This is a genomic window from Belliella buryatensis, assembly GCF_900188245.1.
In the GTDB taxonomy this organism is placed as follows: Bacteria; Bacteroidota; Bacteroidia; order Cytophagales; family Cyclobacteriaceae; genus Belliella; species Belliella buryatensis.
This window is the reverse complement of sequence record NZ_FZOK01000008.1, coordinates 151,898-175,092: the sequence shown is the minus strand read 5'-3', so window position 1 is coordinate 175,092 and position 23,195 is coordinate 151,898. Positions and strand designations below refer to the sequence as shown.

Here is a 23,195-nt window from a genome sequence, read left to right as displayed (position 1 = left end):
TGATTTGTTTGGTTATCGTTTATTTTTTTATTTTAAGATAGTGTAGAATAAATTTTTTTGTTAGATTTCCATTTCAACTTACCCTAGTGAAAAAAATAATAGCTATATCGCTTTTGTGTGTTTTTGCCTTGTATCACTTTGGCTATCATGTTTTTTATTATTCCTTCAATCTCCAAATAGAATCTCTATGGACAGAACGGGTTTTTGAAGAGAAGAATGAGGTAGAGTATATGATGGAAATACCACTTGCCGTGCCTTACATGTCGGATCAGCAAGAATTTCAAGTAATCAATACGCCTTTTGAGAAAAATGGTCAAAATTACCGCGCTATCAAACAGCGATATGCTAATGATACTTTGCAGGTAATCTATGTGGTTGATACATCCAAGACTAGACTGAATGAAGCTGTGAAGAAATGGGTTGCTTCATTGGTTTCTGACGAAATGCCTAGAGAAAGTAATAACTCGCTAATCTATAAGATATTTATCAAAGATTACTTCAAGCCAGATAGTCATAGCCTTGTGCTATTCGGTGGTAATGAATTACACCATAATCAAGGGTTTATTTTTTCAAATTATTCAGAGGAATTTTTGAATCAAACCAGTCCACCTCCAGAACTGGTCTAGTCAACTTTATATTAAAAGTCAGTTAGTTTCCAAAAGCACAATAGTGCTTCTTGATATGCTATCCATGTTTTTACAAAGGGGTTTGTTGTTCATGGTATTGGCTGCGAGAAGGGTGTTTTGCTTATGGTTTGTGTTCTCATCATACTAAGACTGTATATTCTGAGGCATACTTTCTATTTGTGATAAATACATAGCCCTGTCTAAGAATCATATTAGATAGGGCATGTAACTGACTTTTGATGTTTTTTAAAATCATTTTCAATATCTATCTCATCAAAAAATCAAATGAAAAAATTATTACTATCAATGGTTATTGCTATTTCTTGTTCTCTAATTTTTAGCTATGAAGTTAATGGGCAAGGCTGTGTAGCGATTAGACAATTTTCTGCAATTGGCAACGCAGTCGGTCAAGGTAATGTACTTGAACAAGGAGAATGGAATGTCAGTGTAAATTATCGTTATTTCAGATCTTTCAGACATTTCAGTGGCAGAGAGGAGCACCCACATAGAGTAGAAAACAACACTGAAGTGATCAACTGGTCGCATGGTTTGGATTTGAATTTGAGTTATGCTATTACAGATAGAGCTTACCTGATTGCTTCAATTCCTTACGCATATAATGAAAGAAGTTCGCTCTACGAGCATGGTAGAAACTCAAGGCACATGACCTACTCAAAAGGAATAGCTGATATGCGCGTAGGTGCTGGCTATTGGTTGCTGACTGGAGAAAAAGCAAAAAATGGCAACACAGCAGTAGGCCTGGGGCTAAAACTACCAACAGGGGATTATAATGCCCAAGGTACATTCTATAATGTAGGTCCAGGTGGATCGCCAGAAATCAGACCAGTGGATCAATCGATCCAATTAGGTGATGGGGGCTGGGGATTTATAGTTGATGCTCAAGGGATTTGGAATCTTCCTAAGAGTTTTTTCTTGTATTATGATGGTTTCTATATGTTCAATCCAAGAAATACGAATGGAACCCAAACAAATAGGGCGAGAGCTTCAGAAGCTGTCATGAGTGTACCTGACCAATTTGCATTCAGAGCAGGTGTATTCAAGCCATTATCTTTTGTGCATGGCTTGGGACTTTCGCTAGGAGGAAGAGTAGAAGGGGTTCCAGTGAGAGATTTTATAGGAGGAAGTGATGGATTTCGCAGACCAGGATATATTGTTTCTGTTGAACCGGGGATTAGTTACATGTTGGGTAATTTTACCACGACTTTAACTGTTCCAGTGGTATTAATCAGGAATAGAACACGAAGTTTGACTGACATCATTGAGTCCACTCCAGAAAACCGAAGGCATGGAGATGCTGCCTTTGCAGATTATCTAGTCAATGTAAATTTGGCTTGGAGGATACCGAAGCAAGTAAAAGGGGTGTTTAATAATTTGGATTAGAATTGATCTAAGGTCGAGGTTAGAAAATAATCCTAACCTCGACTTCTTTAGCTTTTTGGGTTATGTATGCTCGAAATATGGTATGAAGGTATTGAAATACTAAAAATTGAATTCTACCAGAAAAAGTACTGGGTTACCTTCCTTTTCCATATTTGCCCAAAGTTTTTTTAGTTTTTCAAAATGATTGTTCGTTCCTTGATAGCTTTCTATTCCTGCCAAAACATTTTGTGGATTTGCCTTGAAAACAAACTTGTTGCCAATCACTCCAACTGGAAATGCGTATGGGTCAAGCATGATGTCATTTGTTATATTGTTTCTTTTATAAAGAAAAGATTTTTCAGATTTCTTTGATTGCAAATACACCCAAGCCTCGCCCTCAACAGAAAACGCCAAATACTGATATTCCTTTGTTTCATAAAAATCATGGATTTCGCAATACTGAGTACCTGCATTTACGATAGCTGCTTCTGGGTTTGGGCTATTGAGTAATTCATTGATATTTGATTTCTTTTGTTTGAAGTCAATATATAGGTAAGGGCTTGGCCTTTCAAAATCATTGATTTGAAATAGGGTATCATTAAGTTGTCGTCTGTAAATCGCATCACCCTCAGGTGAATAATACATAGGGTTAATTAAAAGGACATTTAATGCCCTAGTATGATATGGGAAAAACGAACTTTCTTGACGGATTTCATTATTAGCTAGAATAAGATTATCAGTATCTCTTCCACCTCCTATAAACGCATACCCTATTTCAAATTTTATAAATTTGCTTGCCATAAAACCCTCCATTTTATCCAATGAAATGTAGTTACCATTAGGTTCAAAATTGAGGATCCTTCCCACATCAAGAACTTTTATAGTGTCGTTGATGATGTCAAAATCCATAGCCTGTAAAAGACCTCCAGGACCTTCCTCTAAGTGTCCTACAGCTCTTTGAAATTCACCATTATTATTGAATACTAGGATGCGTTGACCATAAATGAAATCCAGCATGTAAAATTCGTTCTTATAATGACGGAATTTATGTATATCTCTGAAATAGATAGGGTTTCCAGTTTGATCATAATTTTCAAGAGGAATAATATCTACATCTGGTTTAATTAAATCAGTAAGATTGATGTCTGATTTTTCTTGAGTTAGATCAATGGAGATTGTTTTAATTGTTGAATCTGGATTATTTGACTGGCAACCCAATGAGATAAAAAGAAGGAAGATTAAAGTGTTTAGATTTTTCATTTATGAAATAAATTAAAAAGGCCAAAGGGATTTTTTCCTTTGGCCAAAGTAATACTTGTATTAGTAATTAATTAATAATTGGATCTCCTGGATCTGTAATAGGATCACAATTTCTAGTTTTCTCCCTATATGTGTCACATTCATTTCCATCACCTGTATACCAACAGATTTCATAGACACCTTCAGTACCATCAGTACACCTTAACTGCTGCCATCGCATAGTATGAGCCTGAATGGTTAAGCTTGTAAACAATACTAAACTGGCAATTCCAAATAATAGCTTTTTCATTTTGATAAAGAATTTAGATTTACTAAAAAGATTTTGGCCAAAATCGAGCTCGATTTCGAAGTTAGTTTTAAAGTAACTTTATAAAATTTTCAACAACAACTTTATGTAGCCAAAGGATTGAAATTATTCCATCAGAGGTCTTTTTTTTTTAGACGGCGATTGATCATTTAGATACAGGTTTTTTTGATAGAATTTGGCTATTTTACACCTATCTTTTCAGACTTTTACTAGCTAATAAAATCAGGGCTAATGAAAGAAGAAACAGAATCACTGCTATGGCACTTAGAATATATCCCCCATTTTGAAAATTTTTCCAAGCAAACAATGCCAAAGAAGTCAATGTCACAGTGAACATGAAGAACATCGGGATCAGCACAAATGTGGCATTGGTTTTTTGCTTCATTAACCAAACAGAAATAGTCAATAATGCCAGTGCTGCTAGCAATTGGTTTGCAGAACCAAAAATTGGCCAAAGTATGCTAAATCCTCCTGAACCCAAAAGTATAACTGCTAAAACGACAACGATCGAAGTGGACAGATATCTATTTTGAGCGACTTTTGCAACCTTAGGACTCTTGATGTCCTCAAAATACTCCTGAAGTGTAAATCGTGCCAATCTCGTACAAGTATCTAAAGTAGTCAAAGCAAAAGCTGATACAGTCAATGCTACAAAACCAACAGCAAAGGTTTCAGATAACCCCAAGCTTGAAATCATACCACCTAGTCCATTGGCAAAAAGTGGGACAGGTCCAAGCAGGTTTATTTGATCTAAGTATTCAGCTCTGCTGAGGATTATCACAGCTCCTACTGAAATGATCGCTAGGAATGACTCAATCAACATACCTCCAAACCCCACCAATTTGGCATCACTTTCTTTATCAAGTTGCTTGGAAGTAGTGCCTGACGCTACTAAGGAATGAAAACCACTGATTGCTCCACAAGCGATGGTGACAAAAAGTACAGGGAATATATAGCCTAAGTTTTCTGAATTAAAATGGACTTTATTATCCATGACTATTTCGGGATTGGCAACAAATACCCCGACCACAGCAGCTATGATTAATCCATATAAAAGGAAGCTATTCAGATAATCTCTAGGCTGCAGTAGCATAGAAATAGGTGCAACAGAAGCTACAAATGCGTAAGCTAGCAAAATATAAACCCAAACTTGATAGCTCAGTTCAAATGGGAGCTTCATCCCTAAATAGACAAAATAGTACATTAGAATCACGCCGATAATTGATAACAGCGTGAAAGCTATTCCGCGATGTCCAATCATTTTATTGATAGCTCCAAAAGCAATTGCGAGACCGATAAATAAGATGGATGCCGATGCTACTCCTGGATTGCTGACAAAGGTCTTGGCTATGATATCCGCAAATACCCCAATGATAAGGATCAAAGTTGAAAAGCTGAATAGGATAAAAAGCTGTTTGCCCTTGTAACCAATGTTGTTTTGAATGATCACGCCGATGGATTTGCCTTGATTCCTCAAGGAGGCAGCCATGCTTCCCAGATCGTGCACCGCCCCAAAGAATATTCCCCCAACCAATATCCAAATCACAGCAGGTATCCAACCGAAAGTCAAAGCAATGATAGGCCCTACGATAGGGCCGGCACCCGCTATGGAAGCAAAGTGATGACCCAACACGACAATTGGTTTACTTGGAATATAATCGATGCCATCTTTGAATTGATGTGCTGGAGACCGTCTATCTTTATTCAACTTAAACTTATTGTAGACATACCTACCATAGATGAAATATGCCAAAAGCAGAATCAATCCAGAGATAACAAGCAAGGTTAAAATCGTCATAGCACTGAGCTTTTTACTAATCTAGCTTTGAATATCCTGCTATTTGTCCAAAAGACAAAGATCTCAGGTCGATTCCTTAATTTCTTAGAATATTATCAGTGGATCACACGATTCACTAACCTGACAATCAATTGGTTTGTAATGTATTAAGTTATTTGAATCACAGTTACTTAGTGATGTAATTTTATTTAATGGATATAACCTATAAATTTGTAGTCCCTGATTTTAACTCAGGAAACAAACAAGAATATAATATGGCTTGGTTTAAAAGAACAGATAAAGGAATAAAAACCTCAACTGAGGATAAGAAAGATGCTCCTGATGGCCTGTGGTTCAAAACCCCAAAAGGCAACATCATTCATACTAGAGAGCTGAAGCATAATTCTTATGTATGTCCAGACGACGATTATCATGTAAAGATAGGCTCTAAGGAATACTTTGAGATTTTGTTTGATGGTAATAAATTCAAGGAACTAGATCAAGACATGAAGTCGGGTGATCCATTGAAATTTGTGGACACGAAGCCTTACAGTTCTAGGATAGAAGCCACAATCAGTAAGACGGAATTGAATGATGCAGTAAGATCGGCAGTAGGGAAGATGAACGGCATTGATATCGTGGTATCATGTATGGACTTTAATTTTATTGGAGGGTCTATGGGTTCGGTAGTAGGGGAAAAGATTGCTAGAGCAATAGATCATGCATTGAAGGAAAAAATTCCATTTTTGATGATTTCAAAGTCTGGAGGAGCACGCATGATGGAAGCAGGTTTTAGCTTGATGCAAATGGCCAAGACTTCCGCAAAACTTGCATTGTTAGATAAGGCTCGTATCCCATATATTTCACTTTTAACAGATCCAACAACAGGCGGAGTTACAGCATCTTATGCCATGCTAGGAGATTTTAATATCGCTGAACCAGGAGCTCTGATTGGGTTCGCTGGCCCAAGGGTGATCAGAGAAACCATAGGAAAGGACCTGCCAAAGGGCTTTCAAAGTTCAGAGTTTGTTTTGGAACATGGATTTTTGGACTTTATCATCGATAGGAGACAGTTGAAAAACAGATTGACAACTTTGCTAAACCTATTGAACAATTAATCAGTTAAAACTATAAGTAAATACTAGATAAAAGGTCAAAATTCAATCAAATCTTGGCTGTTTTTATCTATTTATAAATATATTTGTGTTCCCTAAGCAGGGTCAAATACTGAAAAATAAAAAGTAAAAATCAATCAATAAATGGGTTCAGTAATTATTACCTCGATTGTAGCATTTACTCTGATTATTCTGCTACTCGTTTTTATCCTTTTGTTTGCCCAATCAAAGTTGGTCGCTTCTGGAGATGTCAAAATCATCATCAATGGTGATGAGAGCAATCCTATCGTGACTCCAGCTGGTTCAACTTTGTTGAACACCTTGGGTAACAAGAAAATCTTCTTGCCGTCTGCCTGTGGTGGAGGTGGTACTTGTGCTATGTGTAAGTGTGTGATTGAAGATGGAGGTGGTGAAGTGCTTCCTACAGAAGAAGGTCACCTTAGCCGTGCAGAAAAACAAGGAAAAGTAAGGCTTTCTTGTCAGGTGAAAGTAAAACAAGACATGAAAATCAGAGTTCCAGAAGAAATCTTCGGAATCAAGAAATGGGAATGTGAAGTGATTTCCAACTACAATGTTTCCACTTTTATCAAGGAGTTTAAAGTAAAACTACCCGAAGGTGAAACATTAGATTTCGAATCAGGGGGTTATATTCAAATAGATGTACCTGTGACTACTGTAAACTTCAAGGACATGGATATCACTCCACATCCTGAGTTGGGACACCCTGATGATGTTTATAAGAGTGATTGGGACAAATTCGGTCTTTGGGACTTAGTCATGAAGAATGATGAAGAGCTTTTCAGAGCTTATTCCATGGCCAACCACCCAGCAGAAGGAAATATCGTAATGTTGACCATTCGTATCGCAACACCACCTTGGGATAGAGCGAATAACAAGTGGATGGATGTCAATCCAGGTGTGTGTTCTTCTTATGTTTTTGCTCAGAAGCCGGGTGATAAGGTGACTATTTCAGGTCCTTATGGTGAATTCCACATCAACCCAACTGATAGAGAAATGATCTACATCGGAGGAGGTGCAGGAATGGCTCCTTTGAGATCACATATTTTCCATCTTTTCCACACTGAAAAGACGGATAGAAAGGTATCTTATTGGTATGGAGGCAGATCTAAGAAGGAACTATTCTACACTCCACACTTTAGAGATATTGAAAAAGATTTCCCTAATTTCAATTTCCATATAGGTCTTTCCGAACCACTTCCAGAAGATAATTGGAAGATCAAAAAGTCATTAGACGATAAAGAAGGCGATGGGTACGTTGGATTTATTCACCAAGTGCTTTATGATAACTACTTGAAAGATCACCCAGAGCCAGACGAAGTAGAGTTCTATCTATGTGGACCTCCGTTGATGAATGCAGCGGTATTGAAACTTCTAGATGATATGGGAGTTCCTCAGGAAAACATCAGATTTGATGACTTCGGAGGTTAAAAAAATTGAGTCCCGCATTTGCGGGACTTTTTTATTTCCCTCTGATTTTTTTAATTATTTTTGACTAGCTATAGCATTTACTTATGAATCTCAAATCTTTCTTTGATCCAGTTGCAGAAGAAATCACTTCTCAAAAATATGCCCACAATTCATTTTTTAATTACATCCATTATTATGGTGAAACATTTCCTGACATCAAAGGAGTACAGCTAGCCATCATTGGGCTTAAGGAAAAGCGTGGTATGCCTCAAGCTAATACAATAGAAAGAGCAGCTACTGAGATTAGGGAAAAGCTCTATCAGCTCAAAAAGGGAGAGGGGTTGTATAAAATTGTAGACCTAGGAGATTTAAGAATTGGAGAAAGTCTTCAAGAATCTATCGAAATTATTAGAGCAATTGGAGAATTTTTGATCAAAAAGCAAATCCTCCCGATTTTCATTGGTGGTTCTCATGATCTTGATTTTGGTCAGTACCTTTCTTATCAAGGAATGAAAAAACTGGTCAGTATGGTGACTATTGATGCTAAGATTGACATGGAAGAGGATGGATTACCATATCAAAGCCACACCCAAAATATTATACTTCACCAGCCTAATTTCCTCTTTAATTACACTCATCTTGCATATCAGAGTTTCTTGGTAGATAAAGATCTGATCAATGTGATGGAGAAGTTATACTTCGACCATATCAGACTTGGAAATCTAAGGAGTAATTTTAAAGAAATAGAACCTTTGGTGAGAAATGCAGATTTGCTAAGCTTCGATGTTGCTGCTATTCAATCTGCGGATGCGCCAGGTGCTGCGGATGCACAGCCTTTTGGACTTACAGGAGAGGAAGCTTGTCAGATTTGCAGATTTGCAGGAATGAATGAAAAGCTAAGTTCCTTTGGTGTCTACGGTTACCAGCCTTATTATGATGATACCCGTAATAAGACTGCTTCTGTCATAGCTACAATGATTTGGTATTTTATTGAAGGATTTTATGATAGGAAGGACAGCTTGAGCTTTAAATCCAATGATTATACAAAATATACTGTATCACTTGATTCAAATCCTTCATTAATAGTCTTTTATAAAAGTAAAAGAAGTGAAAAGTGGTGGATGGAGATTCCTCAAAATGATATAGATAGGTTTGATCGAACCACCATTATTCCTTGTAGTTACAAGGATTACCAAATGGCTCAATCTGGAGAGATTCCTGAGCGTTGGATCAATGCGCAGTTAAAATTATTTTGAGTATGAAAGCGTATACCAAGCAGCAACTTGCGCTTAGGAATGGGCAGGATAAACCAGAAATTTGGGTTGCTTTCAAAGGAACTATATATGATGTTTCTGCTTCTCGTCTTTGGAAAAATGGTAAGCATTATGAACATTGGGCAGGTCAGGATCTAACGAATGAGTTGAAGGATGCCCCACACACAGAAAAAGTATTTCAAAAATTTGAGTCCATTGGATTCCTGATCGATTGATATGCAAATAATAGCAGATAGCGGGTCTAGTAAGACAGACTGGAGATTGATTTTAGTTGATGGTAGTATTCAGCAGCATAGAGGTGTGGGCTTTAATCCCACTTATCAAAGTTCAGAGGAAATGACTAAACTCTTAAAGGATGATTTTTTATTGAACATAGGGCAAGATGTAGAAATCATCCACTACTATGGTGCAGGTTGCTCAAGTGAAGGAATGAAATCACAAGTGGAAGCTTCTTTAAAAACCATCTTCGATCATGCCGAAATTTTTATCGAGCATGACTTGCTTGCAGCAGCACGCGCTACATGTGGAAGAGAGCCTGGTATAGCATGTATCTTAGGTACTGGATCCAATAGCTGTGATTATGATGGAATAGAAATTATCCATTCTACACCAGCTCCGGGCTATGTGTTGGGTGATGAAGGAGGAGGAACTTACATTGGTAAAAAATTTCTACAAGACTTCATCCATCAAGAGATGCCAGTCGATATTTACAAAAGGGTAAAAGAGGAATTAAGCCTAGATTATAACGAAATTATTGATCGAGTATATAAACAGCCTTTTGCAGGGCGATATATGGCGAGTTTTTGTAGGTTTATTTCAAAATATAAATCTGATCCGTATTGTTACTTACTTTTTTATAATGCGTTTCAAGATTTTTTCAAAAAGTATATTTTTAAATATCCTGATTGGCAAATTAAGCAAGTGAACTTTGTTGGCTCTATCGCATTTTATAATAGTGACATCCTTCGAAATGCAGCCGCAGAGGCGGGGATACATGTTAATTTAATCCTTGAAAGTCCTATAGCGGGCTTGACGCTTTATCATAAACAATAAAATGAGCACGACTGAAAGCAATTCCCTATATGACAATTTAGAGCTATTGGACCTAGCTTCCATTCTCAAAAATATCAATCAAGAAGATCAAAAGGTGCCTCAAGCTATTGGTAAGAGCTTACCGCAAATTGAAGCTTTGATTGAGCAGATCATTCCAAGGATGCAAAAGGGCGGTCGCTTGTTCTATATAGGAGCTGGCACGAGTGGAAGGCTTGGTATTTTGGACGCTTCAGAATGTCCTCCTACTTATGGAGTGCCTCATGATTGGGTAGTCGGTATCATAGCAGGAGGGGATAAGGCTATCAGAAAAGCAGTTGAAAATGCAGAAGATGATCCTGTTCAAGCATGGCATGATATTGCTGCATTTGGATTTAATGCTGAAGACACAGTGATTGGCATTGCCGCATCTGGTACCACGCCTTATGTAATAGGAGGTGTAAAACAAGCCAGAGAAAAGGGACTTCTCACAGGCTGTATCACCTGTAATCTCAATTCTCCGCTAGCTGAGGCAGTAGCATTTCCAATAGAGGTGGTGGTAGGGCCAGAGTTTGTGACTGGTAGTACTAGGATGAAAGCAGGGACAGCTCAAAAGCTTGTCTTGAATATGATCTCTACAACTGTCATGATCAAATTGGGAAGAGTCAAGGGCAATAAAATGGTCGACATGCAACTTTCCAATGAGAAGTTGGTGAAGCGTGGGACAAAAATGATTGTCGAATCCACTGGGCTTGAGGAGGAAAAAGCTAAAGAATACCTAGTCAAGTTTGGTTCGGTAAGATCGGCTGTAGAAGCATTTTATAAGAAATAATACTTACCTTTGCATCCCATTTGCTTTCAGCGACTTAGTGTCATTGAGTAATATGGAATAATATTTAATACAGCAGAGATGCTGAATGCTATGAAAAAAGATAATAATCGAAACCAAGATTCTAGAAAAAGATCAAAATCAGGAAGTTCTAAAGAAGGAAAGAGAGACTTTTCATCGGCTAGAAATGATAAGAAAACTTCTTTTGAAGGAAGAGGGAAAACAGAGTCTAGCTATAAAGGACGAAGTACAAAAGACGAATCGAAAGGGAAAAGGTGGTCAACAGAAAAACCAGCTTATTCAGGAAAGACTAAGCCAACAGAGAAGAAAGAGTTTAGCCTTGAAGGTCATCCTAAAAAGAAATATACTCCTAAAACTTCTGACCAAAAGCCTGCAGGCTCCTATGGAAAACCTTCATATAGAAAAAATGAAGATAATAAAGCATCTGAAAAATCAGGTGAGTTCAAAACTGTTTACAAAGGAAGAGGAAAGGACGAAAGGCCAGTTTTTGAAACTGTAAAAAGGGCTGAGGCTGAAGGTAGATCAGCCAAGAAGAAGTTCAGTAGAGTGGTGCCAGCAGATGCTCCAGCAGAACCAAGACCGAATTATAACTTTGAGGTTATTGAGAAAAAACTCAATAAGTCTCCTAACAAGAATGAAGCCATCAGGCTCAATAAATACATCTCCAACTCAGGGATTTGTTCTAGACGTGAAGCTGATAATCTGATTCAAAACGGAGAAATCAAGGTCAATGGACAAGTGATCATGGAAATGGGTTACAAAGTGCAATTGTCAGATGTGGTTACTTTCAAAGGGAAAAACATTAATCCAGAAAAGCCGGTCTATGTATTGTTGAATAAGCCTAAGGATTTTATTACAACGACTGATGATCCAATGGAACGTAAGACTGTCATGCAATTGGTGGCAAATGCTTGCAAGGAAAGAATATTCCCTGTTGGAAGGTTGGATAGGAATACTACTGGCTTGTTGTTATTTACCAATGATGGTGAATTAGCAGCAAAGCTATCACATCCATCAAATCAGATCAAGAAAATCTATCAAGTTACTTTGGACAAACCACTTACAAGAGTAGATGAAGAAGTTATCTTAGAGGGTTTTGACCTAGAGGACGGCCCTGTGAAAGTGAATGACATGCAAGTGCTTTCTAAAGATAGGACAATTTTGGGATTGGAAATTCATATTGGAAGGAATAGGATCGTAAGGAGAATTTTCGCTCATTTTGGTTATGAAGTAGAAGGCCTAGACAGGGTGATGTATGCAGGCTTAGATAAAAAAGATTTAACCAGGGGGAATTATAGATTCCTGACAGAAAAGGAAGTCATCAACTTAAAATATTTCAAATAAAGAAAAAAGGCCTCTCAAAACTTGAGAGGCCTTTTTTCTTTATTTTGCTGCAAGAAGGGTAGAGAACCCATCTTCTGATCTTAGATAAAACTCTATGTTTGCATTTGAACGACCTACTCCATTAGCCAAAATATAAGTTTTTTTGAAGCCTTTAGTATCATTCAATTGTTCTGAATAGATCAAGATATTGTTTTCATAGATATCTACAGTCATGTCAGTAGGGAGGAGTGCATTAACAAGTAGTCTGTACTTGTTTCTCTCCTGCTTCTCCAATTTTGAATAGACTATTGGCTCTACTTTTTCATTTGCCAAATTCAGCTCTAAGTGATCGATTTCACCATTTTTACTGAATACACCTACTTGGTATTTACCAGGGATCAACTTAGAGAAGTCATAAGCTTTTGAAAATGCTTTTTTAGATTTAATTTGATCCGCATGTATCAGCGTATTGTTGCTGTCAAAAATCTTCACAGTAACCATACTTTCTGGCTCGATTCCATAGATTAGTTGTACTTTACTGTCGTCTAATTTTCTAAGCTTGACAGTACCTTCTGTTTCTTTTTTTTCAGCCAAAGCAGCAAATGAAATGCTGAAAGCTAACGTGAGCGCTGTTAATAATCTCATAGTAGTATAAGTTTAATAGGTTTAAGAAATACTATTTGGATTAACCTCAAGTCTCAACAGATGCTGAGTCATAAAATTTGAGGCCAGCTATTTTGGGATGACAGTACAAACATACTGCTTACATTTTTTAATTACAAATTTGACAATAAAAATGTTTAAAAATTAATGATTATGTTAGTAAAAGCTTTAATAATTATTGAATTGGTAAAAATATTAAATTTGTTCGGAAACGTTTTCATGAAACACCCATGAGAGATAGTTTTTATTTTCACCAAATAAAGGTTGGAATTTACTCAAATTACATTCTTTGAAAAGGTGAAAATAATAGTGTGGAAAATTTATTGAATTTTATAATCCTCAGTTGATTTACTAGGTTCAGACTGAACCCAAAGTCTTGTTATAAAGACAAATGCCTTGATGAAAACTATTCATCAAGGCATTTATGATTGAATCGATAATATTTCTAAATCATGTCAAAACCTAGGTATGGAACAAGTACTTTTGGCATTTTGATGCCATCTTCAGTCTGATTGTTTTCTAATATGGAGGCCACTATTCTAGGTAATGCCAATGCTGAGCCATTCAAAGTGTGGGCAAGTTGTGTTTTTTTGTCTTCACTTTTAAATCTAAGTTTAAGACGATTGGCTTGGTAGGTTTCAAAATTACTCACTGAGCTCACTTCAAGCCATCTTTCTTGTGCTGCTGAATAGACTTCCATGTCATAAGTTAGTGCAGAAGTGAATCCCATGTCACCACCACAAAGTCTCAAAACTCTATATGGAAGTTCTAACTTCTGTAACAAACCCTGAACGTATCTGCTCATATCTTCCAGCACTTCATATGATCTGTCAGGGTGTACAATCTGTACAATCTCTACCTTGTCAAACTGATGCAGTCTATTGAGGCCACGAACATGCGCTCCCCAGCTGCCAGCCTCTCGTCTGAAACAAGGTGTATAGCCTACATTTTTGATTGGGAATTCTGCTTCGCTGAGAATGACATCTCTGTACAAATTGGTGATTGGCACTTCTGCAGTAGGGATCAAATAAAGTTTATCTGCTGTAGCCTCGTACATTTGACCTTCTTTATCGGGAAGTTGTCCAGTGCCATATCCAGAGTCTTCATTGACCAAGATAGGAGGTTGTACTTCTATGTAGCCAGCCTTCATTGCCTCGTCTAAAAAAAAGTTGATCAAAGCTCTCTGTAGTCTAGCACCTCGTCCTTTGTATACTGGGAAACCTGCACCTGCGATCTTCACGCCTAGATCAAAATCAATGATATCATATTTTTTGATCAATTCCCAGTGGGGTAATTTATCTGCATACAACTCTGGAATACCTCCATGTTCCAAGACAATCTCATTGTCATCAGCTGATTTGCCTTTGGGCACGGAATAGTGAGGGACATTAGGCAGTGTATATAAAATCTGCTTAAGATCTTCTTCAATATTGTTGTAAGCATCTTCAAGTAATTTTACCTGAGATTTGATCTCGGAAGTTCTTGATTTGATCTTTTCTGCTTCCTCTTTTTTTCCAGACTTCATCAGCATGCCTATTTCTTTTGCAATGCTATTAGATTCTGCTTGAAGATTATCTCTTTCTGTTTGTGTTTCTTTTCGCTTTTTGTCCAGCTCCAATACCTGGTGCAAAGTTGCTTCGGCATGAGGGAAATTTCTTTTTTGGAGGCCTTCTAGCACTTGCTCAAAATTTTCCCGAATTGTATTGACCAGTAGCATAAAATGTATCTTGATTTCTGTTTGAATATTGCGTGCAAAGATAAGGATGTTATTCAAAAACAGCCCTAATTATCCGCTTAGATGCTTATTTCTTTAATTGATGAATATTCTTTTATTTACAGAGGAAAAAGGGCCGTCTAGTTCTTTACCGTTGTTTTGCACGAGTTTTACATTGATCAAGTGTTCTCCTTTTGGTAAGTTAGAAATCCGTACGGGTGTCATCTCATTGACTTCGTATTTTGCGTCATCTATTGTAATGATGACCTTCAGTTTGTCTAATTTAATATCCCCTCCCAGCAATAAGAAATCAATCGTCACTTCGTCTTCAGAATTGAACTCCTGCTTGTCATGGGGTAGATTTATAGCCAAATATGGTTCAGATGAAAAGGGGAACGGTCTAGTATCACCAACTCGAAAATCCCGATCCACATAGTTTCCAAATTCTTTCAATGCCAACCCCTCTTCATCGACGAGAAAGGCCACAGCTCTGTAGGTTCCTTCTTTAAGTTCTCTTTGAAAAATTGGCATGTTGTAGCCAACTGGGTCGCTTGCATTCAAAATTAATTTCAATTGAAACCCACTTAACCCATCAGCAAAAGGATAGTTTTTGATGTTGAATTCGAATGGGACTTTTCCTGGTTTGAAAACTTGATCTCCTAGAGGACTGAACATTTCAAGAATAGCGTCTGGATAATCGTTTTTTTCTTCGTAAAAATAAAAACTCACTTCGGCTGTTTCGGTAGATACCGAGTCTACTTTGCTGATGGGGGCTTTCATTTCTGCCTTTTTTTCTCTTTTTGATTCACAAGCAATCAGGGAAAGTGAAAGAAAAACGAGCGAGTAAAAATAAGCGTGCTTCATAGGATTAGACTTGTTGACTAAAGATATTTAAAATTACCTTAAAAAACCGTACCTTTCGGGGTAAATTATACCCGTATGACTGAGATTTTATATGACGAGATTCCATCTCTAGATTTAGCAGATTTTACATCTGGAGATGCAGCAAAGAAAGCAGCGTTTGTTGAAAAGTTGGGACAAGCCTATAATAACATTGGTTTTGCTGCGATCAAAAATCATGGATTGAGCCAAGAGTTACAGGAAAAATTGTATGATATCATAAAGAGATATTTCCAACTTCCTGATGAAGTAAAAGTAAAGCATGAAAAACCGGAAATTGGCTATCAAAGAGGATATACAGGAAAAGGTAAGGAGCATGCAAAGGGTAGAAATACAGGTGACTTGAAAGAGTTTTACCATGTAGGGCAAGAACTGTCTGACATTCCTGATAATGACCCTATCAAAGCCGAATACCCCGAAAACGTATGGCCTGAAGAATTGCCAGAGTTCAAAGAGATCGCTCTAGAGACTTATAAGACTTTGGAGGCAGCTGGCAAAAATATGCTGAGAGCCATCGCGCTTTATTTGGAGCTTCCTGAGGATTATTTTGAAGATAAAGTAGCCTATGGCAACTCAATCTTGAGACAAATCCACTATTTCCCAATTACCAATCCTGACGAGGTGCCAGCTGATGCAGTACGTGCAGCTGAGCATGGAGATATCAATTTGATCACACTGTTGATGGGCGCTAGCGCTGATGGTTTGCAAGTATTGAGAAGGGATGGAAAATGGATACCAATCACAGCACTTCCAGATCAATTGGTAGTGAATGTAGGTGATATGTTAGAAAGATTGACCAACAAAAAGCTTAAATCAACCATACATAGGGTGGTCAATCCACCAAGAGAGCTGATGAATACAAGCAGATTCTCAATTCCATTCTTTATGCATCCAAGGTCTGAGATGGATCTCACTTCTTTAGAAAGTTGTATTGACGAAAACAATCCTAAACAATTCGAAGACGCAACTGCTGGGGAGTTCCTAGATGAGCGTTTGAGAGAATTAGGTTTGAAGAAATAAGGTGACAGTCAAGAAAGTAAGATATTACCTTTACCTCAAGGATGTACTTTTACTTTCTGTGACCGCTTTTGGAGGCCCACAAGCATTCCTCGCCATGGTGCTAGAGCTCATGGTGAGGAAGCGAGGCTATATATCAGAGCAGGAATTGTGGGAACTCAATGCGCTTTGCCAAGTATTGCCAGGGCCGACTTCTACGCAAACCATATCTGCGATAGGTTATCGGATTGGAGGTCCAAATTTAGCTTACCTTTCCCTTTTGGTCTGGATCATGCCTGCTACGTTTTTGATGATTGCAGCGGCTTTCCTGATTGATTTTTTACAGGAAAACACACCAGGAGCATTGAATTTCGCCAAGTTTATCCAACCGATGGCTATCGGTTTCATCATCTATGCAGCTCAAAAGACCATCTTCAAAATGGTCAAGACAGCAGAAGCTACTGTGTTGATGATGTTGGCAGCTTTTGTTTCCTTTTTTTACAACTCACCATATGTATTTCCTATTTTATTATTGGTAGGGGGGATGGTGACCTCCATGAATTATAGGAATCATCCAAGGGAAAAAGGAGATAAGAAATTGAAAATTTCTTGGTCCAACTTCTATCTATGGGCGGGTATTTTAATTCTAGCAGCTGTTTTGGGAGCGATCACAAAAAATCAATCTGTTCTTCTTTTTGAGAATTTCTATAGAAATGGGAGTTTAATATTTGGAGGAGGACAAGTTTTGGTACCCTATTTATTTACCGAGTTTGTTGAGTTTAAAAAATTCCTCACTTCTCAAGAATTTCTCACTGGCTATGCTATTTCACAAGGAATGCCAGGGCCGACTTTCAGTATCAGTTCCTATGTGGGAGCCCTGTCCATGCGGGAATATGGCGTGATGGGCTTGTTGACTGGGGGATTTATCGCTGCTGCTGGAATTTTCTTGCCCGGGACATTTTTGATATTCTTTGTAATTCGATTTTGGGATCAATTGAAAAAATATAGACCAGTTAGGGCGGCACTAGAGGGGGTGAATGCCGTAAGCTGTGGCATGCTAATCGCAGCGGCTTACTTACTGTTTGAGCCATTGGATGCGAACTTGTTCAATGTGTTGGCCATTTTAGGGACTTATCTCTTGTTGAATTTTACTAAGCTCTCCTCACCATTGATTATCATTATTGGGGTATTGGCTGGGGTTGGGTATAATTTGATTTTTTAAATATACTCAATGGACTATTTAAAGCCCACTGAGCAATTCTTCCAATTCTAAAGCTACTATTCTATATATCTTCCCTGCAAATTTAAATTTTAAATATTCAATGTTGTTTTTTGTGAAGTAGTCTATTTTTAGCGCTTATTATTATTTTATTGTTTTTCTGATTTTTCAAAATCAATTTTTAAAAATGCACCAATTAATGAGGTCATCGCTGAGATCAAAAAGAAGATTAAGCTAAATGCAACGGCCGCGTTTTTATCGATTCCGATGTATTCGTGACTGTAAATGAAAACCAACTCTCTGGCTCCTACACCACCTATTGTCAATGGTAAAACGGCTACGATAGAAGAAAGTAAAAAGACGAATTGATATTCAAGGATCCTGTCATCTATGCCCAAGGCAATCATAATAAAATATGCAGCGATCATCTGGGTCAATTGTCCTGCTATAGAATAAAGATTAGCTCCAATGAATGATTTGAGAAATTTAGAAAAAACCAATTTATTGATCAGGTAGAAAACAGGATATATTGCTATCAATAAGACGATAGAAACAGTGACAATAGGTAAAGTAGCTATAAGGGTCAGATCAATGTCAACAAATAAAAGGAGGCTGAACAGGATAAGTAATATAGCAATCAGACCTCCAAGTCTATCTAAAAGAGAGGCTTGAATGAGTGATTTTACAGGTGTGTGGAAGTATTTATTGAGTAAGTAGACCTTGTAGCCATCTCCGCCAATTCCCCCTGGAAGAAATAAATTATAGAACATCCCGATTCCATAAAGGATAATATTTTTCTTTTCGCTCAGTACTACTCCGATATCACGAAAGTACAAGTTGAGCCTGAGCGCAGTGAAGACTTTGCTCAGCACAAAGAGGAGAAATGCAAAAAATAGCCAAATTGGACTTGCTGATTTGAGTATAAGTCCAAGTTCATTGGTGTCTATCTTACGGAAGACCAAAAAAACAGCTAACCCGGTGAGGGTTAGCTTGAGTAATAATTTGAGCGTCTTTTTATTCACCTTGATAGACAGCTTTGATTTTATATGTTTTTTTATCTTGAGACTCAAAGTAAGTTCTGATGATGATCTCCGCAATAATTCCCGTGGTAATCAGCTGAATTCCACCAAGGAGGAAAATAAACCCGAGTAATAGTATAGGTCTCCCCCAAATATCAGCTCCCATGATCTTTTCCACTAAGAGATAAAAATTAATCAATACCCCAATTAGAAAGGAGAATAATCCAAGTGTGCCGAATATATGAATTGGTCTTTGGAAGTACTTCTGAAAAAAGAGCATCAGGATCAAGTCAGCCATGACTTTGAATGTTCTGCTTAATCCATACTTTGAAGTTCCATGAATTCTAGGGTGATGTTTGACATCTACTTCTGTCATGCTTGCGCCTTCCTGCTTAGCTAGCACGGGGATGAATCGATGAAGCTCACCATATAAGCCCATGTTCTGAGCGATTTCTGCTTTGTATACTCTCAAGCTACAGCCATAGTCATTCAAATAGACCTTGGTGCTGTGCCTGATGATGTAATTAGCGATTTTGCTTGGAAATTTTCTAAGAACAAATCCGTCTTTTCTATTGGCTCTTCGGCCTGCTACCACACCCCAATCTTCATCAATGGCTTTTTGGAGCATGCCTGGGATGTCTGTTGGGTCATTTTGCAAATCCCCATCCATCGTAGCGATATATTGCCCCTGAGCCATGTCTATACCAGCAGCAAGCGCAGTGGTTTGCCCATAGTTCTTGTTAAAAATGATAAGTTTGGTTCTGTTGTCAGCATATTTTTTCACCTCTGCAACAGTCCCGTCAGTAGAACCATCTTCTATCAGGATTACCTCATAATCTATGTCCTTGAGTGCGTAGTAAGTTGCATCTAAGAGTGGCTTTATGTTTTCTTCTTCATTGTAGACGGTGATGACTACAGAAATCAATGGCTTGGTCATGAAAATAAAATTTCGTCAAAATTACTCTTTTATCTCTAAGTCCACAAATAACCCAAGTTTTCTATACCTATTACTCTCTTTCTTTTGAATCTTCTTTGGTGAAAGGTTTATACTGTCCTTGACTAAAATAGTATCTTTGCAAGCAGATGAATCAAAAATATGTTGACTGAAAAAAGTTTTTCTATTTGGGGGCTGATGTTGGCCTTTGTAGTCTTGGTAGGGCCTTTTGCATTGAGTTTTCACATGCATTATCCAGATGAGATGTATTATTCGGATGCTGCTGTCAGGATGCTTCAGACTGGGGATATTCAAACTCCCTACCTTGGTAGTGAAGAGCTGAGATTCAAAAAGCCAATTTTGACCTATTGGTTTGTTTTGGCAGGTTTCAAGCTTTTTGGTGTTACACCATTTGCTTCAAGGATTTTCTTTTTATTGGCTGGAGCTGCTACAGTCGGTTTTGTGTATTGGGGTGCAAGAATCTTGTTTGATGATAAAAGGGTAGCGAAACTTTCAGGGATTATGATGGCATCACAGCCAGTATTGATCCTTAGTGCTACGCGTTCTATCCCTGATGTGCTTCTAGGGATGTGCATGGCGATTTCGACAGTTGGATTTTTAGGATTTATCAAATACGGTAATCAAGCTCCAAAGCGCTACCATTGGTTGCTATTTATAGGGTTAGCATTGGCCTTTGAAGTTAAAGGATTGCCTGCAGCTGCATTAGGAGGTTTAGGGATTGGTTATTTGTTATTAAATCCTTGGCAAAGAATTGATTTATCAAAGCTATTGTATTTTCCTGCTGTTCTTACCAGTTTGGTCATTGCTTGTTATTGGTTTGTTGCGATGTATTGGATTCACGGACCTATGTATTTGGAGTCTTTTTTAGAAGATCAGGTAGGTATTAGAATGGGAAATAGATTCTTACTTTTGATCAAGAACTTTATGTTAGCGACCTTACTTGTGGTTGTACTTTTTATACCTTGGTTCATTTTTGGATTGAGAAAAGTCAAAGTCCAATCTAAAAACCTATTTCAACAAAATCCAGCATTTGTTGGTTTGGTAGTCCTTTGGGTATTGGCTATTGTATTGATGTCAGCTGGAGTGACTAAGTTTTACGAAAGATATCTGTTGCCTATCTTGCCTTTGGCTAGTATTTGGCTAGGGTGGTTGTTGATTGAAAACGGTGCTTTAAAAAGGGTGAGATTACTAAAATCTTCTTTATTGTTTTTGCTGGGCCTTAACTTAATTGTGCTTTTAGTTGGTGTGTATTTCAATACCTATTTGCAAAGTAGTTTATGGGTTTGGGGTCAGTGCATCTTTGTTTTTTCACTACTGATCTATTTTTATTTTAAAAGAAATCTTTTGGTTGGTTTGCCTCAGATGATAGCCGGGAGTGTTTTGTTGCTCTTTTTTGGAGCAAGTATTTCTACTTATCAGATTTCCTTACCTGATGCCGGTCAGTTAGTTAAGCAGTATGTTGCTGATAAGCATATTCCGGAAGGAAGCAAAATAGCTTTTGTCGGGCACCTCCATACAGGAAGCAAGATTCGGATTGGTTTAGGAGCGCAATTTTACATGACTGATTTGAGTCCTGATTATTTTATTGATCAGATTGGACAGTACGATTTTATCCTTGTTGAAGACAAATATCTTGAGTTGATACCACAGGATAAGTTTAGCTTCGATACAGCTGCTATCAATTGGGATGCGAAGTTTATCAAAGAGATGGCTCAGAGTCTTTGGGAAGGGAATTCTCAAGAAGTGAAGGAAGCTACTGGTAAAAAATACTATTGGGGAACACCACTTTAACTAAAATTCCCCAGTATCTACTTCTTCGATATGGTTCAAATTTGCAAGGATTGCAATTGTGTAGGTTTTGACGGTGTCTCCTCTGTGAATGGTATAGAACTTCTCTGTTGATATCAAAGAATCAAAGCCTAGTCTAACCGCTTCTTGAATTTGATCTTCTTTGGTAATATATATGCCTGTATAGTTTTTTTCTTCGAATTGTTGAATGCCAGGCCATAAGTCAAATTGATTTTTTCTTCTACCCAGGTTGATAGTATAAGTTTGAGGATTTCCTTGCATATAGAAGGCCATTTCTGAGGCAACATGATAGTTGTCACTAAAGATGAATTGGCGATCCAGCTTTAAAGAATCAATCAGATGATCTAACCTTGTGCCCATTTCTCGGTACCCTGCCAATCGCATCATGGGGTCTTTGCTGGGCTTTAGGACTTTCTTGAATCCTATGGCGTCAAATGGAGCAGGAAAGAATAGAACCAATAGTAAAGCACCTGTAATTAATCCACTGAACAATGTATATTTCTTCCAACGAGAGGAGGCTTCATAGACTACTTTGGCCATCAATAGAGGTAAAGTGAGCATTGCAAAAGCAGGCCAATTGACATTGACGTTTTTGAAGATAGACATGGCTAAAAACAGTCCCCAAACAATTAGTGTCGGTAAAAGCAGGAATAAGTTCTTTGGGTTTTTCAAAAAATTCAATTTTCTGAAGCTCAAAATCAAAATTGGGATGAAGAATGGTGATAAAAAACCAAGTTGACCACCAATATATTCTCCAATATATTTCAATGATTGGTAGGTGTCAAAACCACTTTTTTTTCCTTCCACACCACCAAGAGTTCCAACATGTTTGAAAGTAACCCAGTCATTCTGAATATTCCATACAATAATAGGGGTCAGTGAAAAGCAAGAAACCAGAACATAGATCCAAGGTCCTTTGCTAAAGAATCTTTTGGGCTCAACAAGTAAGATATATATCCCTAATATTGGCAGGGTTAGCACCATGATATTTTTGGATAGTATCCCAAATACTGTCGCTATACCAGCCCAAACCCACCATTGTAAATGATTCGACACCCATGCTTTCCAAATCAGATAAAGTGCTAGAATCCAAAAAAAGTATAATGAAGAATCCGTTGTATGGAAGATAGATCCAAGATGAAAAAAAGGCATCACAATCAAAATCAAAGTGGCATAAAGGGCTATTTTCCCTTTTTGAAATATTAGATGGGTAAATTCAAATATGACCCAAGCAGTGAGTGAGCTGAATAAGATTGCATTGAACTTAATTGCAAATTCAGTGTCTCCAAAGATTCCAGTGCTCAAATAATTATACACTGCTATCATCAGTGGCTTAGAATAGTAATTCCAGTCAAGATGCTTTGACCAAAGCCAATATTGTGTTTCTTCTGTAAATAAGCTTAAACTGGAAAAGTGAAAATAAAGTAGCTTAAGAAGTCCTACTATAGATATGAGGCTCAAGCTAAGTTTCCTGTAAAAGTAAATGTCTTTCATATGCTAGATTCAGACTACAAATATGCAAAAAAAGAAGGCCTTCCGATGAAAGAAGGC

General features: G+C 37.6%; 21 protein-coding genes. 12 read left to right on the top strand and 9 right to left on the bottom strand.

The window, feature by feature from the left end:
• Positions 1-86: 86 nt before the first annotated feature.
• Both CHB66_RS10040 and CHB66_RS10035 read left to right on the top strand, forming a co-directional pair.
• A complete protein-coding gene (locus tag CHB66_RS10040) occupies positions 87-626 on the top strand; it encodes a hypothetical protein (RefSeq protein ID WP_089240477.1) in 540 nt (179 codons plus the stop codon).
• A 285-nt stretch (positions 627-911) separates the two neighbouring features.
• Positions 912-2,027, top strand: coding sequence for a hypothetical protein (locus CHB66_RS10035; RefSeq protein WP_089240475.1), 1,116 nt, complete (start codon positions 912-914; stop codon positions 2,025-2,027).
• A gap of 99 nt (positions 2,028-2,126) precedes the next feature.
• Here CHB66_RS10035 and CHB66_RS10030 read toward each other — a convergent pair whose 3' ends face one another.
• From CHB66_RS10030 to CHB66_RS10020, 3 genes are all read right to left on the bottom strand, one after another.
• On the bottom strand, positions 2,127-3,266 hold the full coding sequence (locus tag CHB66_RS10030) for a 6-bladed beta-propeller (protein ID WP_089240473.1): 1,140 nt from the start codon (positions 3,264-3,266) through the stop codon (positions 2,127-2,129).
• A 67-nt stretch (positions 3,267-3,333) separates the two neighbouring features.
• Entirely contained in the window at positions 3,334-3,555 is a 222-nt protein-coding gene (locus CHB66_RS10025; RefSeq protein WP_089240471.1) for a hypothetical protein, read from the bottom strand.
• A gap of 208 nt (positions 3,556-3,763) precedes the next feature.
• Entirely contained in the window at positions 3,764-5,371 is a 1,608-nt protein-coding gene (locus CHB66_RS10020; RefSeq protein ID WP_089240469.1) for a carbon starvation CstA family protein, read from the bottom strand.
• Between the two features lie 254 nt (positions 5,372-5,625).
• On the opposite strand from CHB66_RS10020, the gene accD reads away from it, so the two are divergent.
• The 7 genes from accD to CHB66_RS09985 all read left to right on the top strand — a co-directional run bounded on the left by accD (position 5,626) and on the right by CHB66_RS09985 (position 12,390).
• The gene (gene accD / locus CHB66_RS10015) at positions 5,626-6,468 is read left to right on the top strand and encodes an acetyl-CoA carboxylase, carboxyltransferase subunit beta (RefSeq protein WP_089240551.1); all 843 of its coding nucleotides are present in this window, start codon (positions 5,626-5,628) and stop codon (positions 6,466-6,468) included.
• A gap of 141 nt (positions 6,469-6,609) precedes the next feature.
• The gene (nqrF, locus tag CHB66_RS10010) at positions 6,610-7,914 is read left to right on the top strand and encodes an NADH:ubiquinone reductase (Na(+)-transporting) subunit F (RefSeq protein WP_089240467.1); all 1,305 of its coding nucleotides are present in this window, start codon (positions 6,610-6,612) and stop codon (positions 7,912-7,914) included.
• 83 nt (positions 7,915-7,997) lie between these two features.
• A complete protein-coding gene (locus CHB66_RS10005) occupies positions 7,998-9,149 on the top strand; it encodes a formimidoylglutamase (protein WP_089240465.1) in 1,152 nt (383 codons plus the stop codon).
• Between the two features lie 2 nt (positions 9,150-9,151).
• A complete protein-coding gene (locus CHB66_RS10000) occupies positions 9,152-9,382 on the top strand; it encodes a cytochrome b5 domain-containing protein (RefSeq protein WP_089240463.1) in 231 nt (76 codons plus the stop codon).
• 1 nt (position 9,383) lies between these two features.
• Entirely contained in the window at positions 9,384-10,220 is an 837-nt protein-coding gene (locus CHB66_RS09995; RefSeq protein ID WP_089240461.1) for an N-acetylglucosamine kinase, read from the top strand.
• A gap of 1 nt (position 10,221) precedes the next feature.
• Complete coding sequence (gene murQ / locus CHB66_RS09990; protein ID WP_089240459.1) at positions 10,222-11,028, top strand: N-acetylmuramic acid 6-phosphate etherase; 807 nt, start codon at positions 10,222-10,224, stop codon at positions 11,026-11,028.
• A gap of 90 nt (positions 11,029-11,118) precedes the next feature.
• Complete coding sequence (locus CHB66_RS09985; protein ID WP_089240549.1) at positions 11,119-12,390, top strand: pseudouridine synthase; 1,272 nt, start codon at positions 11,119-11,121, stop codon at positions 12,388-12,390.
• A 39-nt stretch (positions 12,391-12,429) separates the two neighbouring features.
• Here CHB66_RS09985 and CHB66_RS09980 read toward each other — a convergent pair whose 3' ends face one another.
• The 3 genes from CHB66_RS09980 to CHB66_RS09970 all read right to left on the bottom strand — a co-directional run bounded on the left by CHB66_RS09980 (position 12,430) and on the right by CHB66_RS09970 (position 15,526).
• On the bottom strand, positions 12,430-13,014 hold the full coding sequence (locus CHB66_RS09980) for a hypothetical protein (protein WP_089240457.1): 585 nt from the start codon (positions 13,012-13,014) through the stop codon (positions 12,430-12,432).
• A gap of 463 nt (positions 13,015-13,477) precedes the next feature.
• Positions 13,478-14,749: a serine--tRNA ligase gene (gene serS, locus CHB66_RS09975; protein ID WP_089240455.1), complete on the bottom strand. Its 1,272-nt coding sequence runs from the start codon at positions 14,747-14,749 to the stop codon at positions 13,478-13,480.
• Positions 14,750-14,842: 93 nt separating this feature from the next.
• The gene (locus CHB66_RS09970) at positions 14,843-15,526 is read right to left on the bottom strand and encodes a hypothetical protein (RefSeq protein ID WP_245812699.1); all 684 of its coding nucleotides are present in this window, start codon (positions 15,524-15,526) and stop codon (positions 14,843-14,845) included.
• Positions 15,527-15,685: 159 nt separating this feature from the next.
• Between CHB66_RS09970 and CHB66_RS09965 the strand changes: the two genes are divergently transcribed.
• Complete coding sequence (locus CHB66_RS09965) at positions 15,686-16,666, top strand: isopenicillin N synthase family dioxygenase (protein ID WP_089240451.1); 981 nt, start codon at positions 15,686-15,688, stop codon at positions 16,664-16,666.
• 1 nt (position 16,667) lies between these two features.
• Positions 16,668-17,864 (top strand): chromate efflux transporter, encoded by a 1,197-nt coding sequence (chrA, locus tag CHB66_RS09960; RefSeq protein WP_089240449.1) that lies wholly within the window; start codon positions 16,668-16,670, stop codon positions 17,862-17,864.
• A 146-nt stretch (positions 17,865-18,010) separates the two neighbouring features.
• On the opposite strand, the gene CHB66_RS09955 is transcribed toward chrA, so the two are convergent.
• Both CHB66_RS09955 and CHB66_RS09950 read right to left on the bottom strand, forming a co-directional pair.
• Complete coding sequence (locus CHB66_RS09955) at positions 18,011-18,883, bottom strand: lysylphosphatidylglycerol synthase transmembrane domain-containing protein (protein WP_089240547.1); 873 nt, start codon at positions 18,881-18,883, stop codon at positions 18,011-18,013.
• Positions 18,876-19,817, bottom strand: coding sequence for a glycosyltransferase family 2 protein (locus CHB66_RS09950; protein WP_089240447.1), 942 nt, complete (start codon positions 19,815-19,817; stop codon positions 18,876-18,878). The genes CHB66_RS09955 and CHB66_RS09950 overlap by 8 nt, the downstream gene beginning before the upstream one ends.
• Positions 19,818-19,976: 159 nt before the next feature.
• On the opposite strand from CHB66_RS09950, the gene CHB66_RS09945 reads away from it, so the two are divergent.
• On the top strand, positions 19,977-21,626 hold the full coding sequence (locus CHB66_RS09945) for an ArnT family glycosyltransferase (RefSeq protein ID WP_089240445.1): 1,650 nt from the start codon (positions 19,977-19,979) through the stop codon (positions 21,624-21,626).
• Here the strand turns inward: CHB66_RS09945 and CHB66_RS09940 are convergent, their stop codons facing one another.
• Positions 21,627-23,138 carry an ArnT family glycosyltransferase gene (locus CHB66_RS09940; protein WP_089240443.1) on the bottom strand — a complete coding sequence of 504 codons (1,512 nt, stop codon included), beginning with the start codon at positions 23,136-23,138 and terminating at the stop codon, positions 21,627-21,629. It abuts the gene before it with no gap.
• Positions 23,139-23,195 lie beyond the last annotated feature (57 nt).

Bases quoted from the DNA above. Each gene is read 5' to 3' on its own strand.
- accD (WP_089240551.1), top strand. From the start codon at position 5,626: ATGGCTTGGTTTAAAAGAACAGATAAAGGAATAAAAACCTCAACTGAG.
- CHB66_RS09950 (WP_089240447.1), bottom strand. From the start codon at position 19,817: ATGACCAAGCCATTGATTTCTGTAGTCATCACCGTCTACAATGAAGAA.
- CHB66_RS10000 (WP_089240463.1), top strand. From the start codon at position 9,152: ATGAAAGCGTATACCAAGCAGCAACTTGCGCTTAGGAATGGGCAGGAT.
- CHB66_RS09940 (WP_089240443.1), bottom strand. From the start codon at position 23,138: ATGAAAGACATTTACTTTTACAGGAAACTTAGCTTGAGCCTCATATCT.
- CHB66_RS10025 (WP_089240471.1), bottom strand. From the start codon at position 3,555: ATGAAAAAGCTATTATTTGGAATTGCCAGTTTAGTATTGTTTACAAGC.
- CHB66_RS09985 (WP_089240549.1), top strand. From the start codon at position 11,119: ATGAAAAAAGATAATAATCGAAACCAAGATTCTAGAAAAAGATCAAAA.
- CHB66_RS09980 (WP_089240457.1), bottom strand. From the start codon at position 13,014: ATGAGATTATTAACAGCGCTCACGTTAGCTTTCAGCATTTCATTTGCT.
- CHB66_RS10030 (WP_089240473.1), bottom strand. From the start codon at position 3,266: ATGAAAAATCTAAACACTTTAATCTTCCTTCTTTTTATCTCATTGGGT.
- CHB66_RS09970 (WP_245812699.1), bottom strand. From the start codon at position 15,526: ATGAAAGCCCCCATCAGCAAAGTAGACTCGGTATCTACCGAAACAGCC.
- murQ (WP_089240459.1), top strand. From the start codon at position 10,222: ATGAGCACGACTGAAAGCAATTCCCTATATGACAATTTAGAGCTATTG.
- CHB66_RS09995 (WP_089240461.1), top strand. From the start codon at position 9,384: ATGCAAATAATAGCAGATAGCGGGTCTAGTAAGACAGACTGGAGATTG.
- CHB66_RS09965 (WP_089240451.1), top strand. From the start codon at position 15,686: ATGACTGAGATTTTATATGACGAGATTCCATCTCTAGATTTAGCAGAT.
- nqrF (WP_089240467.1), top strand. From the start codon at position 6,610: ATGGGTTCAGTAATTATTACCTCGATTGTAGCATTTACTCTGATTATT.
- CHB66_RS10035 (WP_089240475.1), top strand. From the start codon at position 912: ATGAAAAAATTATTACTATCAATGGTTATTGCTATTTCTTGTTCTCTA.
- CHB66_RS09945 (WP_089240445.1), top strand. From the start codon at position 19,977: ATGTTGACTGAAAAAAGTTTTTCTATTTGGGGGCTGATGTTGGCCTTT.
- CHB66_RS10005 (WP_089240465.1), top strand. From the start codon at position 7,998: ATGAATCTCAAATCTTTCTTTGATCCAGTTGCAGAAGAAATCACTTCT.
- CHB66_RS10020 (WP_089240469.1), bottom strand. From the start codon at position 5,371: ATGACGATTTTAACCTTGCTTGTTATCTCTGGATTGATTCTGCTTTTG.
- serS (WP_089240455.1), bottom strand. From the start codon at position 14,749: ATGCTACTGGTCAATACAATTCGGGAAAATTTTGAGCAAGTGCTAGAA.